The organism is Pseudomonas sp. RIT-562 (assembly GCF_026241895.1).
Classification (GTDB): domain Bacteria; phylum Pseudomonadota; class Gammaproteobacteria; order Pseudomonadales; family Pseudomonadaceae; genus Aquipseudomonas; species Aquipseudomonas mandelii_F.
The window spans coordinates 42,118-56,304 of the sequence record NZ_JAPJIV010000015.1 but is presented as its reverse complement, the minus strand read 5'-3'; the positions used below and the strand labels follow the sequence as shown (position 1 = coordinate 56,304).

Genomic DNA, 14,187 nt, shown 5'->3' with positions numbered 1-14,187 from the left:
TCAGACGCGGGACGCGAATAGCGCCTGATGCTCCCGGCACTGCTCGGCCGTCAGCATGAACACCCCATGCCCTCCGCGCTCGAAGTCGAGCCAGGCGAAGTCGACTTCCGGGTACAACCCTTCGACGTGCACCTGGCTGTTGCCCACTTCGACTATCAGCAAACCCTTCTCGGTCAAATGCTCAGCCGCTTCGGCGAGCATCCGGCGCACCAGGTTCAAACCATCGTCGCCGCAGGCCAGGCCGAGCTCGGGCTCGTGCTGGTACTCGTCCGGCATGTCGGCAAAATCTTCGGCATCGACATAAGGCGGGTTCGACACGATCAGGTCAAAACGCTGCCCTGGCAGTCCGTCAAACCCATCACCCTGCACCGTGTACACGCGCTCATCTACGCCATGGCGCTCGATATTCTGGTTTGCCACTTCCAGCGCTTCGAAGGACAGGTCGGCCAGCACCACCTCTGCGTTCTGGAACTCGTAGGCACAGGCAATCCCGATGCAGCCGGAGCCGGTACACAGGTCGAGGATGCGCGCAGGCTCGCTGCCCAGCCATGGCTCGAAGCGTTTTTCGATCAACTCGCCAATCGGCGAACGCGGGATCAGCACGCGTTCGTCGACGATGAACGACATGCCGCAGAACCACGCTTCGCCGAGCAGATAGACGGTGGGAATACGCTCTTCGATCCGACGCTTGAGCAGGCGCTGGAGGTTGACCAACTCGTCCTCTTCCAGGTTGCAGTCAAGATAGCTGTCGGCCATTTCCCACGGCAGGTGCAATGCACCCAGCACCAGTTGACGGGCTTCGTCCCAGGCGTTGTCGGTCCCATGGCCGAAGAACAGATCCTCCCCATGGAAGCGGCTGACGGCCCAACGGATATGGTCGCGCAGGGTACGAAGTCGGGAAGTGATCACGGGGGCAAACTCTCTGAAAAAACGACTGGCAATTCTACCAGCCAAAACGCCTGGCGACGACGCCGTAAAATCATCCGGACAAATGTAGGACTTTTCTGTTTTTTCGCTAGGCTATTGAACAAATCGTGAGTATTGACAAGGCTGCGAGCCAGTAAAGACGGCATCTGCGATGGTAGCGATTCACAGAACCGCTCAGCCAGAGGACAATGTCGCAAAAGCCCCACCCGAAGGAGCCCCAGAATGTCCGTTCCAAAAACGATGTTTCAACTCAGCGGCCGCGGTTATGCAGCAGCCAACCTGAGTCATGCGACCCTTGTCATCATCGATGCCCAGAAGGAATACCTCAGCGGCCCCCTGGCCCTGACCGGCATGGATGCTGCCGTCGCGAACATCAAGCAACTGGTGACTGCTGCCCGCGCAGCCGGTCGGCCGATCGTGCATGTACGCCACCTTGGTACCGTGGGTGGGCTGTTCGACCCCCAGGGTGAACGCGGCGAATTCATTCCGGGCCTGGAGCCACTCGCCGACGAAACCATCATCGGCAAATTGCTGCCCAGTGCATTTCACGGCACCGAACTGTTGGAGCGCCTGCAGACTCTTGGCTCGCTGGACCTGATCGTGTGCGGCTTCATGAGCCATTCCAGCGTCAGCACCACTGTGCGTGCAGCGAAAAACCTGGGGTTTCGCTGCACCCTGGTCGAAGATGCCTGCGCCACCCGCGACCTGCCCTACAAAGGCACAGTGCTCAGCGCCGAACACGTGCAGCAGACCGAAATGGCGATCATGGCGGACAATTTTGCCACCCTCGCCCTGACTCATGAGCTGATTTGATCGAAACCTGGTGAGCGGCGCACATCGCCGCTCATCCGCAAAAGCCTCTCATTAGCTGTAATTGTCTTAGCCTCAGGAACATCCCGGTCAACTCCCGGTCGAAGGGCCGATACCCATTGAGGAAGGTCGGAATGAAGTTATCCGATGGTTTTGACGCTCGCCGCCTGCGCCCCAAAGGCCAAAGCAACTGGCGTTTTCGTTTTGGCGCCGCGTTTGCCGCATTGCTGGCGACCTGCGGCGTACTGCTGGCCATGGCCGGCGCGGCCAGCCTGCTCGGCCGCCCACCCGCACTTGGCGAACTGAATGCAAGCCCGCTGGGCTCGGCCATCATCCTGGCGGTCGGGCTGTTCGTGCTGTACCTGGGCATTTGGTTGTGGCGCCGCTGCCGCCGTCGCGCGCGGCAGTCGCGGGAACTCAACATGTCGCCGCACCTGATGAAAAAACACGATTGATGCACCGGCCCGGCGCTGACGGGTCGCAATTGTTATGGCTCACGCCTCGACTTGGGTAAACTGGCCGCCCTTCGCGGAGGCTGACATGCAAGACGACGATTTTTCCCTATTCAAAAGTGCGATCCAAGGCGTCAAGCCGATCAAGCACGATCGCGCCGAAACCGGCAAACCCAAGGCTGACCGCGCGCAGATCGCCAAGCTGCGCCAGGCCGCCACCGTGCGCACCGATGCCACCACTGTTGACGGCCTGTCCGACCAGTTCGTGATCGACGTCGGTCCCGAAGACGAGCTGATGTGGGCCCGCGACGGCGTGCAGGAAAGCCAGATGCGCAAGCTCAAGGTCGGCCAGATCCCTTTCGAAGGCAGCCTCGACTTGCATGGCATGACAGTGGAAAAAGCCCGGGAGACCCTCTGGGCGTTCCTCGCCGAAGCAACCAAATTCGAAATCCGCTGCGTGCGCGTCACCCATGGCAAGGCAGTGCGCCTGGACGGTAAGCGCCCGATGATCAAAAGCCACGTCAACACCTGGCTGCGCCAGCACTCCCAGGTGCTCGGCTTCACCTCGTGCCAGCCCCGACACGGCGGCGCCGGAGCGGTTTATGTGATGCTCAAACGCACCATGATGGAAGGTCGCGACGAGTAAACCTGTCGCTTCACGCTTGCAGCGCCGTGTCCGCCACCGTACCCTTGCCCTTTGCGTAAAATCCCACAGGTAGTTTCATGTCCCTGGAACAGAATTACACCGCGATTCTCGGCCAACTGGGCGAGGACGTTTCCCGCGAGGGCCTGCTCGACACGCCAAAGCGTGCCGCCAAAGCCATGCAGTACCTCTGCCGCGGCTATGAACAGACGCTGGAAGAAGTCACCAATGGTGCCTTGTTCAGCTCCGACAACAGCGAAATGGTGCTGGTTAAGGACATCGAGCTCTACTCGTTGTGCGAGCATCACCTGCTGCCGTTCATCGGCAAAGCCCATGTCGCTTACATCCCGAGTGGCAAGGTGCTGGGCCTGTCGAAAGTCGCGCGGATCGTCGATATGTACGCTCGCCGCCTGCAGATCCAGGAAAACCTCAGCCGCCAGATCGCCGATGCGGTAATGGAAGTCACCGGCGCCCTGGGCGTTGCGGTGGTGATCGAGGCCAAGCACATGTGCATGATGATGCGCGGTGTGGAGAAACAGAATTCGTCGATGATCACTTCGGTGATGCTGGGCGAGTTCCGTGAAAACGCCGCGACTCGCAGCGAGTTTCTCAGCCTGATCAAGTAATACGCGTCACGAAGAAAACCGGCATTCATCGCCGGTTTTTTTTCGTCCGGCAAAAATCAGGTAAGCTGCGCGCCTTCCGCTTGCCCCCAGTGAGGCTTATACCGTGTTCGTCAAAGCGCTTCGTGTCGGCCTAGGCCAACTGATCATCTTCATCGACTTCATCACTCGTCCGGGCAAGAAACAACGCCCTGCCGAGGTTCAGGCGCAGGTCAACGCCGCCGCCAAAGGCCTGACCCTGTATCAGTTCCACGCCTGCCCGTTCTGCGTGAAAACCCGCCGCACCCTGCGCCGCCTGAATGTGCCGGTAGCGCTGCGCGATGCGAAGAACAACGAACAGGATCGCCAGGCGCTGCTGGAGCACGGCGGCAAAATCAAAGTGCCGTGCCTGCGCATCGAAGAGAACGGGCAGACGACCTGGATGTATGAGTCCAAGGTGATCATCGATTATCTGGATAAGCGGTTTGCTGCGGCCTGATTCATTGAGTTGTCTGCCTGACGCCATCGCGGGCAAGCCTTGCGCCCATAGGATGGGGGTGAGGCTGCTCCGGTCGTCGTTTGGACGATGAGGCCAGTACAGCGCCACAAATCCTGGAAAAAAATAAACCGGCCCTTGCGCCGGTTTATTTGTTTCTGGGCCGCGGTTGAATGAGTTTGGCTGCGGTGTGGTGGTGCCTGTGTAGGCCCCATCGCGAGCAGGCTCGCTGCTATAGGGTCAGCGCGGTCTCTGTAGGAGTGAGCCTGCTCGCGATGGGGCCCTGCAGGCGATATACTCCGATCGCCAAACTTTTCGTCTACAAAAGCAAAAACAATATTTGCTTTATTTGTACACAAAAGCATAATCCACTTCGTGCGAGTTCCTGACCAAGCGGTCAACAAATTCGCAAGTGCCTCAAAGGACCGCTGCCGCCCTCATGGGTCCGGTCCTGGAAATAACAATAAAACTCTTGAGGAGTACTCGCTGTGGAAAGCCGCAAATCCGAAGCATCGACGCTGGACCTCTCGCCGCCCGCCCCTACTGGCTTGCTGGAGCGTCTGTTTAAACTCAGCTTGCATGGCACCACGGTGAAGACCGAGCTGATTGCCGGTCTGACAACCTTTATCACCATGGCTTACATCATCTTCGTCAACCCCAACATCATGGCGGATGCCGGGATTGACCACGGCGCCGCGTTCGTCGCTACCTGCATCGCTGCCGCGCTGGGCTGCCTGCTGATGGGCCTGTATGCCAACTGGCCGGTCGGCCTGGCACCAGGCATGGGACTCAACGCATTCTTCACCTACACCGTAGTCGGCACCATGGGCTACAACTGGGAAACCGCCCTCGGCGCGGTATTCGTTTCCGGTGTGCTGTTCATGTTCCTGACGTTCTCGCGAATCCGCGAATGGCTGCTTAACAGCATTCCAGTCAGCTTGCGTTACGCCATGGGCGCGGGTGTTGGCTTGTTCCTGGGGCTGATCGGGCTGAAAACCGCAGGCATCGTCGTCGATAGCCCGGCGACCCTGATCAAGCTGGGCTCCCTGCGCGAACCCGGCCCACTGTTGGCGGCCATCTGCTTCCTGATGATTGCGGTGCTCAGCTATCATCGGGTATTTGGCGCGATCCTGATCAGCATCATCACCGTGACCCTGGCCGGTTGGGGTCTGGGCCTCGTTCATTACGAAGGCATCATGTCGGCCCCGCCAAGCCTGGCCCCGACCTGGATGGCCATGGACGTCGCCGGAGTGTTCAACATCAGCATGATCAGCGTAGTGCTGGCCTTCCTCTTTGTGCACATGTTCGACACCGCCGGCACCCTGATGGGCGTAGCCCAGCGCGCTGGCCTGGTGAATGCCGACGGCAAGATCGAAAACCTCTCCCGCGCCCTCAAGGCCGACAGTGCTTCCAGTGTATTCGGCGCGGTGGTCGGTGTTCCGCCTGTCACCAGCTACGTGGAAAGTGCCGCCGGCGTTGCCGCAGGTGGTCGCACGGGTCTTACCGCAGTCACGGTGGGTGTGCTATTTATTGCTGCGATGTTCTTTGCACCGCTGGCCGGCATGATTCCCGCCTACGCCACCGCCGGTGCCCTGATCTATGTCGCGATGCTGATGATGGGCGGCATGGCCCACATCGAATGGGACGAAGCGACCGATAGCATTCCGGCGATTGTCACCGCAATCATGATGCCCCTGACCTTCTCGGTCGCCGACGGTATCGCCCTGGGTTTCATCACCTACGTGGCACTGAAAGCCGGCACTGGCAAGTACAAGGAAATTTCCGTCAGCCTGTGGGTGTTGTGCGCGATCTTTATCGCCAAGTTCGTTTTCTTGTAAGCGTTACGCAGTAAGCGTTTCGAACCAGCCTCACCCCGTCGGGTGGGGCTTTTGCGCAAATGGAGGAAAGTGATGAGTCTGGAAACCTGGCTGCTGTTCAGCGGCGCTGCACTGGTAGTGATCCTGATCCCGGGACCGCTGTCGTTGCTGATGATCAGCAACAGTCTGAATTACGGGTTACGGCGTTCTTACCCGGCATTCCTGGGAGGCGTGATTGCCTCGATCTGCCTGCTCAGCGCCTCGGCACTGGGCCTGGGCGCCCTGCTGCTGGCGTCGGAACAGCTGTTCAGCGCGCTGAAGATCGTCGGCGCGCTGTACCTTTTCTACCTCGCCTGGCAGAGCTGGCAGCAATCGCGCCAACCCTCCCAGGGTGCCGAAGTGCCCCAGGCCGCGCCGGTGCCGCGGTTTCGCGCATTGTTCGGCCGGGCGTTTGTGCTGGGCGCCAGCAATCCGAAGGACATCCTGTTTTTTGCCGCTTTCCTGCCGCAGTTTCTCAGCGCTGAACAGCCGTTCCTGCCGCAGTTACTGGTAATGATTGCGACCTGGACTGTGCTGGACCTGTTGTGCAAATTGGCATACGGGCTGGGAGCACACGGCGCGGCCAGGTACTTGCGCAGCGGCAAGGGCCAAAGTTGGTTCAACCGTATAAGCGCCGGGTTGTTCGGTGGTGCGGGCGCTGCTTCTTTGTTGAGCAGCCACTGATACTTTAAAAAAGCACCCAGGATTGTTCGCCATGGATGGCAACAATTCGCACGCGCCACGCAACGTCTCGAAACACGCAATATGGATATCTACATCGGACAAACACGAGCGTTCCCTAACATGATCCTGCGTTTTTGCACCCAAGGACATGATAAGGAAATCAAATGGCAGCCGATCACACCTCTCCCGATGCCGACAATTACAACATCGTCGAAATCAACGATATTCATCCGATAGCCCGACAGCCCTCGCCCTCCACCATCAGCTTCGAAAACGACAGTATTCAAACAACAAACCCTCAGCGCGCGCAGCTTAAAGTCGTAGATGAGTTGTTGGGTCCAATCAGGATTGGACCGTTCTCCATTACCCGAAAAGCCCTGGACTCGTTGGGCGCCACTACCAATGGCCAGCGACTGGACGGAAACAACACGTTCTTCCGACATGCCAAGCGGTCATTCATCCACTCCATCCAATTCGACCCGCTACAAGTCGAAGCGCGCCTGCGCTCCTATTCGACAGGCGACGACTACAGACTGACATCGCTTTTGTTCGAGATGGCTTCCCGACGCCCCCTCACATCGCCCCCGCTGTTAACCAATGTTTCAGCTTCCCTTGCGGATTCCGCACAGTATCGACGCAAACTGGACAAACTGCTGAAGTCGGCACAGAAGCTCGATATCGGTCACCATCACCTGCCCAAACACACTCCACACTGGGCCAACCGGGTGAAAAGCAGCGGCATGCTCGGCGTTGGTGTCGGACTTCAGGCCTTCGGTATTTACAGCGGCCTGCGCGGACTTCAGGACGCAGTGGCACGCAAGGACGAAGGTGAAATCATCTTCAACAGCCTGAGCATTTCGAGTGAGTTCGTCTCCCTGGGCATCGAATTAGCCGTGACGAGACAAGCGAAGTACATGATCAATGCCGGGCAAAAAGCCTTCGGCGACTTTGCCAAAACCAGCATGGGTGTGCGCCTGGCTCGAGGCGGGGGATTGATTGGCGCCGCCGTGACCTTGCCATTCGACATTATTTCCGCCGTCAAATCGTTCAATAACGCCGCCAACACGACGGGCAAGGAAGCGATCGATCATTATGTGAGCGGCGGCATGAGCGTAGTCAGCGCCGCCATGTCCCTGATCCTTGGAGGCGCTGCACTGGCGGGCTTTTCCATGGCTGGGCCGATCGGCCTGGCGGCCGGGCTGTTGCTGGTCGCAGGTTCCCAGATATATGCGGCAGTGCGCATAGTTGACGAAATCGACGATTACATTGAACTGAGTACTCATGAACGGCTGCGTACCGGCTGGTTCGCATTTTGGGGCATCAGCCCCGATGAAAGCATCGAAGACCGTGTGGCGATCGCCAAGGCAACCACTGCTCATTCGAAGTTACTGCAGGCGACTGCACGAGAGATGCTCGACGGCAGATTGAAAGAACGCATTGAAGTTATCGTCAACGGTAAATTCGACGTTGAAATGGCGCCCACTCAAGTGCGTTTTTACGACTGGGACGCCAACAAGGACAGTCACAAAATAATCAAAAGCCCGAAGATCATCGACGGGGACGACACCATTGATGCGCGTTACGGAGTGCCAATTGACACCCCCGGTGCAAACTTCGGCACCGAAGGTGCCGCAAAAGGTGTCGCCTGGTTCATCGGCGGCGGAGATGACACGATTCGGGGTGTTAAAAACAAACCCAACAGCTTTTATTTTGGCCCAGGGAAAAAAACGCTTGAGGGGGGCCTGAAAGCGGACGAATTCATATACGAAGGGGCCGGCGCTGCATTGTCAGCTGCCAGTACGAATTTGCGTCAGAGCATCATTAAAGGGGGAGACGGAACCGACACCCTCGTGCTCGCAGGCAAGGCAGATAAATCCAGTGCGCAGAGCTCCGGGTATCTCATCGATTTACCGAACGGGAAGCTGGAACTACTCAAAACCGCTACAGAACAAGGCCCGCGCCACACCCTCGCGGTTCTTGATAGCATCGAGAATGTCGAGACCCTGGCGGGCGCCTCCAACAAAGTCATCGGTACGGCGGGCGACAATACCATCGTAGCCCACGGCAATGACCAGATCCTGGCGGGCGCCGGCGATGATCAGATCTCCATACTCAATGGCGATGGAATCGTGGATGGCGGCCCCGGCAAAGATCGTTATCTGATCGCGCACAAGGCAGGGACGGTCTATGTTATCGAGGATGGCAAAGACGACAGCGTCATCGTACTGGACTGGCGAATGGAGCTAATCGACGGCTGGCGCATCGTCGCGAACAACTTGATCATCACGTCGAAATTCGACAGCAACGATCATTTGAAACGCCAGTTGATCATAGAGGGTGTATACAGGCTCGAAGGTTCGAATCGCATACTGCAAAATCGCCTGCTGACTTTCGTGACTTCAGATGGCTTCCAACTGGTACCGGATTGCCCCGAAAGCGTTGCCGATGATTTTCCTTTTTACGTCGATGCAGTCATTACTGCACCGGGCAAAGCGAGACCATCGAGCCTGGTAAACACGGCGGGCATTGCCATTGCAGCGGATGGCAACAGAAACTATTTCATCCCCAGTCACCTGGAGCTCGCGACGCTGCGCATAAACCATAAAAGAGAAAACGCGATCAGCTTTTTGTATATCGATTTCGCCAGTACCGAATTGACATCAATCAAGACGCACTACTCGATGGAGCTCGAAGCGCGCAAAGATATTGCGCATCCGCTATACAAGAGTTGCGATCTGTTCCTAAACTTTGGCAAAAAGCATGTAGCCTTATACAACCTTGCCAGCTCTCCTACCCGTGGCCACGTTGTATTGTCAAACCAACGCACCCGCCCCTTTCTGGAGCTGCATCATCAACTCATTATAATCATGAACGATGGAGTGTCGTATCGCCCATATACGCCAGAATTGAGTGATCAAGATATAGTCAACATGCCCGGCCCTGGCCATATTCCCCGAGACACTCCTACTGCGCTTATTCGCAGGCAGGGACTGTATAGTTTCAAGCCGCCGGAAGAAAATGAACCTCATGCATTGGATGAAGTAGATCAATGTGTCAATCTCACCGCCCCGGCCGAACAAACATTTGTTGAAGTTTTAGAAGGCGCGGGCTGTAGATATCTGATTCACTTGAGCAAAAATATGACATTGCGTGTCACAACTCCCGGGGCTTATGCAAATGCGAACATTCGTCTGCCCACAGCCTCCACCTGGGAATTTGACGCCGAGGCGCTAGGCACCAGCAACCCGAAACTCGTCGACAATCAATTGGTGATCGGTTCGGCCACTGTTCAGCTGCCCCGCTACGACAGTCCAGACGACTTGATTGACTTGATACGGGTCATCACTGCCGAGGGAATCGTATATGTCGTCGACCTGGCCTTCGACGCGCTATATATCGATTATCTGGACGGCCGCTTTTTCGATGATCAAGCTCAAGCACCGACGACCTTGATCAACGAAATGGCGAGTATTAAAAAGACGTCAATCAGTGTGCGAAATATCACAATGAAAGACGGTACCTCAGGCACGATATCTTACAACCCATCGACACAGCGCTGGATTCTCGATAGCGATCTTTCACGACTCATAGATATGAAGGATTTATCACCTCTCAACCGGTGTATGCATCAACTCGTGCATTGATACGCAACGATGAATGCCCAAGCAGGTGCGCAGGGGTATAACCATATAACGCACTGCTCTTTTCATCTCAATCAATACTGTCTTTCGCTAACCGTGCCGACCCATTTGACAACCATCAAATAAGTCAGCACGGAGCATTTTCATTATTTTATGAGACTGGTATTAGAGGCATCATTATGGCTAAACCACCTATCAAACAGCCGGTAACGTCTACCCCTTCCCCCCCGCATCCCAGGGTGCCATCCCCGGACAATACACCCGGTGGGACGCCTATAAGCCGCCCCGTCACACCGCCTCGTGATGGAGCTCCGAAGCCCGGTGTATCAGGCACGAATATTCCAGGGGAGACGACTCCCAAACCAGTCGTAGTGACTGACTTACCTTCCAGCACTACTCGACCATCGCCAAACCTGGACGCAATGATCACCTGGCCCCGCGAGCAGGTCGACCAGTTGATCCAGATTGGCGATAGCGGGCTTTTCATGAGCAAGGACCAGCATCTGTACGCGGATATGGACGCAGCAGGCATCGGCCGAGTGGAGCCTGGTGAGAATGGACATTATCAGGTTCACATGCCGCAGATGGCCACCCAGGCCGGCCCGGTGGTGATAAAAATCGAAGGCCGATCAGCCTGGCGGATCGTGTCGCCTGATTCGACTTCAGCGCCCGGGTCTTCCAGCGCTATACGCCAGGTCGAAAAGCCAGGCGTGCACCTGATCAATTCCCTAGTTGCACAACGCTTACCGCTGGCGAACGAATCGGGAATACGCTGGCACAACTTGAGAAGTTATGTCGATTTGATCGATGAAGGTGTCGTGCAAGTTGCCAGGAATGCTGAGGGACACTATCAGGCAACACACACCCAGGAACTGACGCCTTCCGGTCCTGTGCTTGAAAGAATCGGGCAGACTCAATTATGGCAGCGCAAGGCACTGGACTCCGATGTACCCCCTGACAAGCGGCCGCGATTGGAAGTGAGTGACGAACCTGCCCTGCCAGGCGCGCCGGTCGATCTACACTTCTCTCTTTCGGCGAACTTCCCTTCGAGTCAGAATCCGTACCTGTGGGTGTCATGGGGAAAGCTCGAAAAAACTCTGGGAACCGAATCCATCCAAATAAGCGGATTACATTACCAAGTGTTTCCAGCTGGTGCAAAAAAACGTCAGTTCGTCGCATATCTCCAGCACCCGGAGTTTACCCCCACGAGCTACGAAAACTTCGAACAACTTCTGCATACCAAGCCTTGGTTACAACCCGTACCCGTACTGTCTACCAAAGAGGGTCAATGGGCCGTGGACGCCGGCAGGCGGATATTTGATAACACAATGGTTAATACCGTGGCGCAATCCTTTCCGGACTTCACGCCAGTCACCGCGCCGGCCGCTGCCAAAAAACTATATGAGCTATCCGCTGAGAACAACCGAATAAATCGAGACAGCATCTATGACATCTCAACGGCGCTCCGTCACTGGAAGGAACCAATAGGAATATTTGATCCTGATTTCGAAAATCCTATTGAGCTATTACCTGTAGCGCCACGCGAACCAAGCCAAGCCAACGCGATCAGCATGACGCCTCCAACAGTGGAAGATCCATTGTACAGGCTGGATTTTGCTCCAGTGCATTTCAAAAAGGAATGGGATACCTACATGGCTGATCGTTCCGATGAAAGTCTCAAACGGCTGGTTGGCACTGTGCTTATTCGTAATGGCTACGACGTATTCCCCATGCAAAGCCAACACCGATATCCGAAACTGGTTTTCAAACGACCAGGCCACGACAAAATTTATTTTCTGAAACTCGGAGTATCCGAAAGAGAAGTGATCCGGCTTAACTCCGCTCCGACCCCGGAACTGGCTAATCCGCTGCTACCTTCGCAGGTCGGCGTGGAGGCTGTACTTGAACTGTCCGCCGCCAATGCGCGAAACAATGTGGTCTGGTTACTGGGTGGTGTGCAGACAACCTCGTCAGGATGGCGATCAGTCTTCATTATAAAAGAGCGTTGATCGCGCCTCGCATTCAAACAAATGACAGATGCATTCATCTACGGTAATTAATTATGACCAAACCACCCAAAACCACCAAACCCGGCAGTAACACTGACTCCTCCAGGCCCTCAGGGGGCGACACCCGCAATCGTGGTGAAAGCTCGACACACGTTCCGCGGCCTCTACCGGACATTGAGCGCCCTTCCGGCCCGGACACCTTGGCCCCGGCAAGTGATGCATCAGGCACTGCGCCACATCGCCCGGTAGTGATTACCGAGATGCCGACTGCGACCAGTAATCTCGCTGATGCAACTCGCATGATTTCGTGGCCACGCGAGCAGGTCGACCAGTTGTTCCGTATCGACAACACCGGCCTGTTCATGGATAACCAGGACAACCTTTACGCGGACCTGGGCGCAGAGGGCATATTTCGTGTCGAAACAAATGCCAACGACCAGTTCCAGGTGCCCTTGCCATTTGCTCCCGGGCAAGCCGGGCCGATTCTGAAGAAAGTGCCAGGGCAGCCGCATTGGCGGATCGCCATCCCTGGGCAGGTCAATCCAGTCGCCCCTCCCGCAGCACCCGCGACCTTCGAGGTGATTGCAGCGCATCTAGCTGAAAAGCTGACAAAACCGGACTCAAATGGCCTGCGCTTCGACAAGCTGAAAAGAGCCTACGTCGATCTGGCAGACGGAGGCACAGTGCTGGTTCGTAAAAACGCCCAAGGCGATTTCCAAGCTTGCTCGAACAACGAGTCGACACTTTCGGGCCCGGTACTCGAAATCATCGAAGGGATGACGCTCTGGCAACGCAAGTTACCAGATGCCATTCCAGAGCCGGAAGACGCAGGCCCAGGTCCGAGCAAACGACCTCGCCCGCAAGAGGATTTGGATACACCCGGCCAGAACGCCGATACTGACATCACCGCAAGCAACCCCTATTTGTGGGCATCCTGGGGTAAAACCAGTAAGCCCGTGTCAGGAGAGTCCATCCAAATTGGACAGCTGTTCTACCGGATCTTGCCCAAGGGTTCATTGACCGGCCACTTCCCTTTGGCATTCCTTGAACACCCCAATTTTGCGCCTGGGCGTTTCGAACCTTTCGAACGCATGTTGCAGGAACTGCCTTCACTGCAACCTGTTATCGCTTTGCGCTCGACGCCTCAGGTCGCCAGCAGTGCCATCCGGCCGTTTTCCAAGCCACTGACTGACCACGTCGGCGACGTATTCAAAAGCTTCACGCCAAACACATCACGTGCGGTAGCCAAGCGTTTGTTCGAAGTCTCCAGCGGCTCGCTGGACATCGATGGTAGCGGGATGGCGCGCATGATGCAGGCCTTGCGCCACTGGGAGGGCAAATCCAGCATCTCTGTAAAAGGGATGGGGGACCCGATGGACCTGTTGCCGGTCGCAGCAGGCAGCGCAGGACCGACGCGAAGAGTGCAATTACATCCTCCGGGTTCAAATATGCCGTTACAACAACTGAATTTAAGCCCAGAAACATCCCCGACCTGGAACCTGTTCAAAGACCAGCTTGAAGCACCTGGCCGTATCTCGTTGCTGCTTTCGAGCCTGCTCAGCCAGAGCAATTACAAAGTCTTCCTGCCCTCCGGCGAGGGCCTTGGGCTCAATCCGCAGACGCTGGTATTTAAGAGGGACAATCATCAGAAGGTCTACTTTTTGAAAATAGGCTATCTGACCACTGACACGCTCGAAATCTACCACCCGAATTTGCCAGAACTGGCGGACCCCATGCTGCACCGGCGAATTGGCGCCGACGGCCATCAGGCACTATTGGCAGCGGATGCGCGGGGTGATGTGGTCTGGTTGATTGGCGGTGTGCAGCATTTGCCCGGGGCAGATCCAACAGTCTTCATTATCAAGGAACGCTGACACGGATTCTTGTAATCATTGCCGCCAATGGGCACATGATCGTCATAGTTACGCAATATCGAACCGACCAACATCAAGAAATTAACTATTACTCATTGGAATATTTATGAGGAAATTGACATGGCCAAACCACCGATTAAGGTTACAACCCCTGACAACAACAAACCGCCATCGACTTCACCCCACAAAGCCC

Annotated in this window: 11 protein-coding genes; 10 read left to right on the top strand and 1 reads right to left on the bottom strand. The window is 56.4% G+C overall.

Annotated features, from left to right (window positions below):
• Nucleotides 1–909, bottom strand: coding sequence for a 50S ribosomal protein L3 N(5)-glutamine methyltransferase (prmB, locus tag ORL50_RS18395; protein WP_266017062.1), 909 nt, complete (start codon nt 907–909; stop codon nt 1–3).
• Nucleotides 910–1,149: 240 nt separating this feature from the next.
• Here prmB and ORL50_RS18390 point away from each other — a divergent pair, with 240 nt between their 5' ends.
• From ORL50_RS18390 to ORL50_RS18345, 10 genes are all read left to right on the top strand, one after another.
• A complete protein-coding gene (locus ORL50_RS18390) occupies nt 1,150–1,740 on the top strand; it encodes a cysteine hydrolase family protein (RefSeq protein ID WP_266017061.1) in 591 nt (196 codons plus the stop codon).
• A 131-nt stretch (nt 1,741–1,871) separates the two neighbouring features.
• Nucleotides 1,872–2,192 (top strand): hypothetical protein, encoded by a 321-nt coding sequence (locus ORL50_RS18385; RefSeq protein ID WP_266017060.1) that lies wholly within the window; start codon nt 1,872–1,874, stop codon nt 2,190–2,192.
• Nucleotides 2,193–2,277: 85 nt separating this feature from the next.
• Complete coding sequence (locus tag ORL50_RS18380; protein ID WP_266017059.1) at nt 2,278–2,835, top strand: Smr/MutS family protein; 558 nt, start codon at nt 2,278–2,280, stop codon at nt 2,833–2,835.
• Between the two features lie 77 nt (nt 2,836–2,912).
• Nucleotides 2,913–3,458, top strand: coding sequence for a GTP cyclohydrolase I FolE (folE, locus tag ORL50_RS18375; RefSeq protein WP_045059149.1), 546 nt, complete (start codon nt 2,913–2,915; stop codon nt 3,456–3,458).
• 103 nt (nt 3,459–3,561) lie between these two features.
• On the top strand, nt 3,562–3,933 hold the full coding sequence (locus tag ORL50_RS18370; RefSeq protein WP_266017058.1) for a glutathione S-transferase N-terminal domain-containing protein: 372 nt from the start codon (nt 3,562–3,564) through the stop codon (nt 3,931–3,933).
• Between the two features lie 485 nt (nt 3,934–4,418).
• The gene (locus tag ORL50_RS18365) at nt 4,419–5,768 is read left to right on the top strand and encodes an NCS2 family permease (protein ID WP_266017057.1); all 1,350 of its coding nucleotides are present in this window, start codon (nt 4,419–4,421) and stop codon (nt 5,766–5,768) included.
• Nucleotides 5,769–5,840: 72 nt separating this feature from the next.
• Nucleotides 5,841–6,470: a LysE family translocator gene (locus tag ORL50_RS18360; RefSeq protein WP_266017056.1), complete on the top strand. Its 630-nt coding sequence runs from the start codon at nt 5,841–5,843 to the stop codon at nt 6,468–6,470.
• A 164-nt stretch (nt 6,471–6,634) separates the two neighbouring features.
• Nucleotides 6,635–10,114 carry a calcium-binding protein gene (locus ORL50_RS18355; protein ID WP_266017054.1) on the top strand — a complete coding sequence of 1,160 codons (3,480 nt, stop codon included), beginning with the start codon at nt 6,635–6,637 and terminating at the stop codon, nt 10,112–10,114.
• A 419-nt stretch (nt 10,115–10,533) separates the two neighbouring features.
• Nucleotides 10,534–12,120, top strand: a complete 1,587-nt coding sequence (locus ORL50_RS18350) for a hypothetical protein (RefSeq protein WP_266017053.1) — start codon at nt 10,534–10,536, stop codon at nt 12,118–12,120.
• A 260-nt stretch (nt 12,121–12,380) separates the two neighbouring features.
• Nucleotides 12,381–13,994: a hypothetical protein gene (locus ORL50_RS18345; protein ID WP_266017052.1), complete on the top strand. Its 1,614-nt coding sequence runs from the start codon at nt 12,381–12,383 to the stop codon at nt 13,992–13,994.
• Nucleotides 13,995–14,187 lie beyond the last annotated feature (193 nt).

What these genes read in the sequence shown, in the direction of transcription:
- ORL50_RS18390 (WP_266017061.1), top strand. Translation starts at nt 1,150, where the DNA reads ATGTCCGTTCCAAAAACGATGTTTCAACTCAGCGGCCGCGGTTATGCA.
- ORL50_RS18385 (WP_266017060.1), top strand. Translation starts at nt 1,872, where the DNA reads ATGAAGTTATCCGATGGTTTTGACGCTCGCCGCCTGCGCCCCAAAGGC.
- ORL50_RS18380 (WP_266017059.1), top strand. Translation starts at nt 2,278, where the DNA reads ATGCAAGACGACGATTTTTCCCTATTCAAAAGTGCGATCCAAGGCGTC.
- folE (WP_045059149.1), top strand. Translation starts at nt 2,913, where the DNA reads ATGTCCCTGGAACAGAATTACACCGCGATTCTCGGCCAACTGGGCGAG.
- ORL50_RS18360 (WP_266017056.1), top strand. Translation starts at nt 5,841, where the DNA reads ATGAGTCTGGAAACCTGGCTGCTGTTCAGCGGCGCTGCACTGGTAGTG.
- ORL50_RS18355 (WP_266017054.1), top strand. Translation starts at nt 6,635, where the DNA reads ATGGCAGCCGATCACACCTCTCCCGATGCCGACAATTACAACATCGTC.
- ORL50_RS18350 (WP_266017053.1), top strand. Translation starts at nt 10,534, where the DNA reads ATGATCACCTGGCCCCGCGAGCAGGTCGACCAGTTGATCCAGATTGGC.
- ORL50_RS18345 (WP_266017052.1), top strand. Translation starts at nt 12,381, where the DNA reads ATGCCGACTGCGACCAGTAATCTCGCTGATGCAACTCGCATGATTTCG.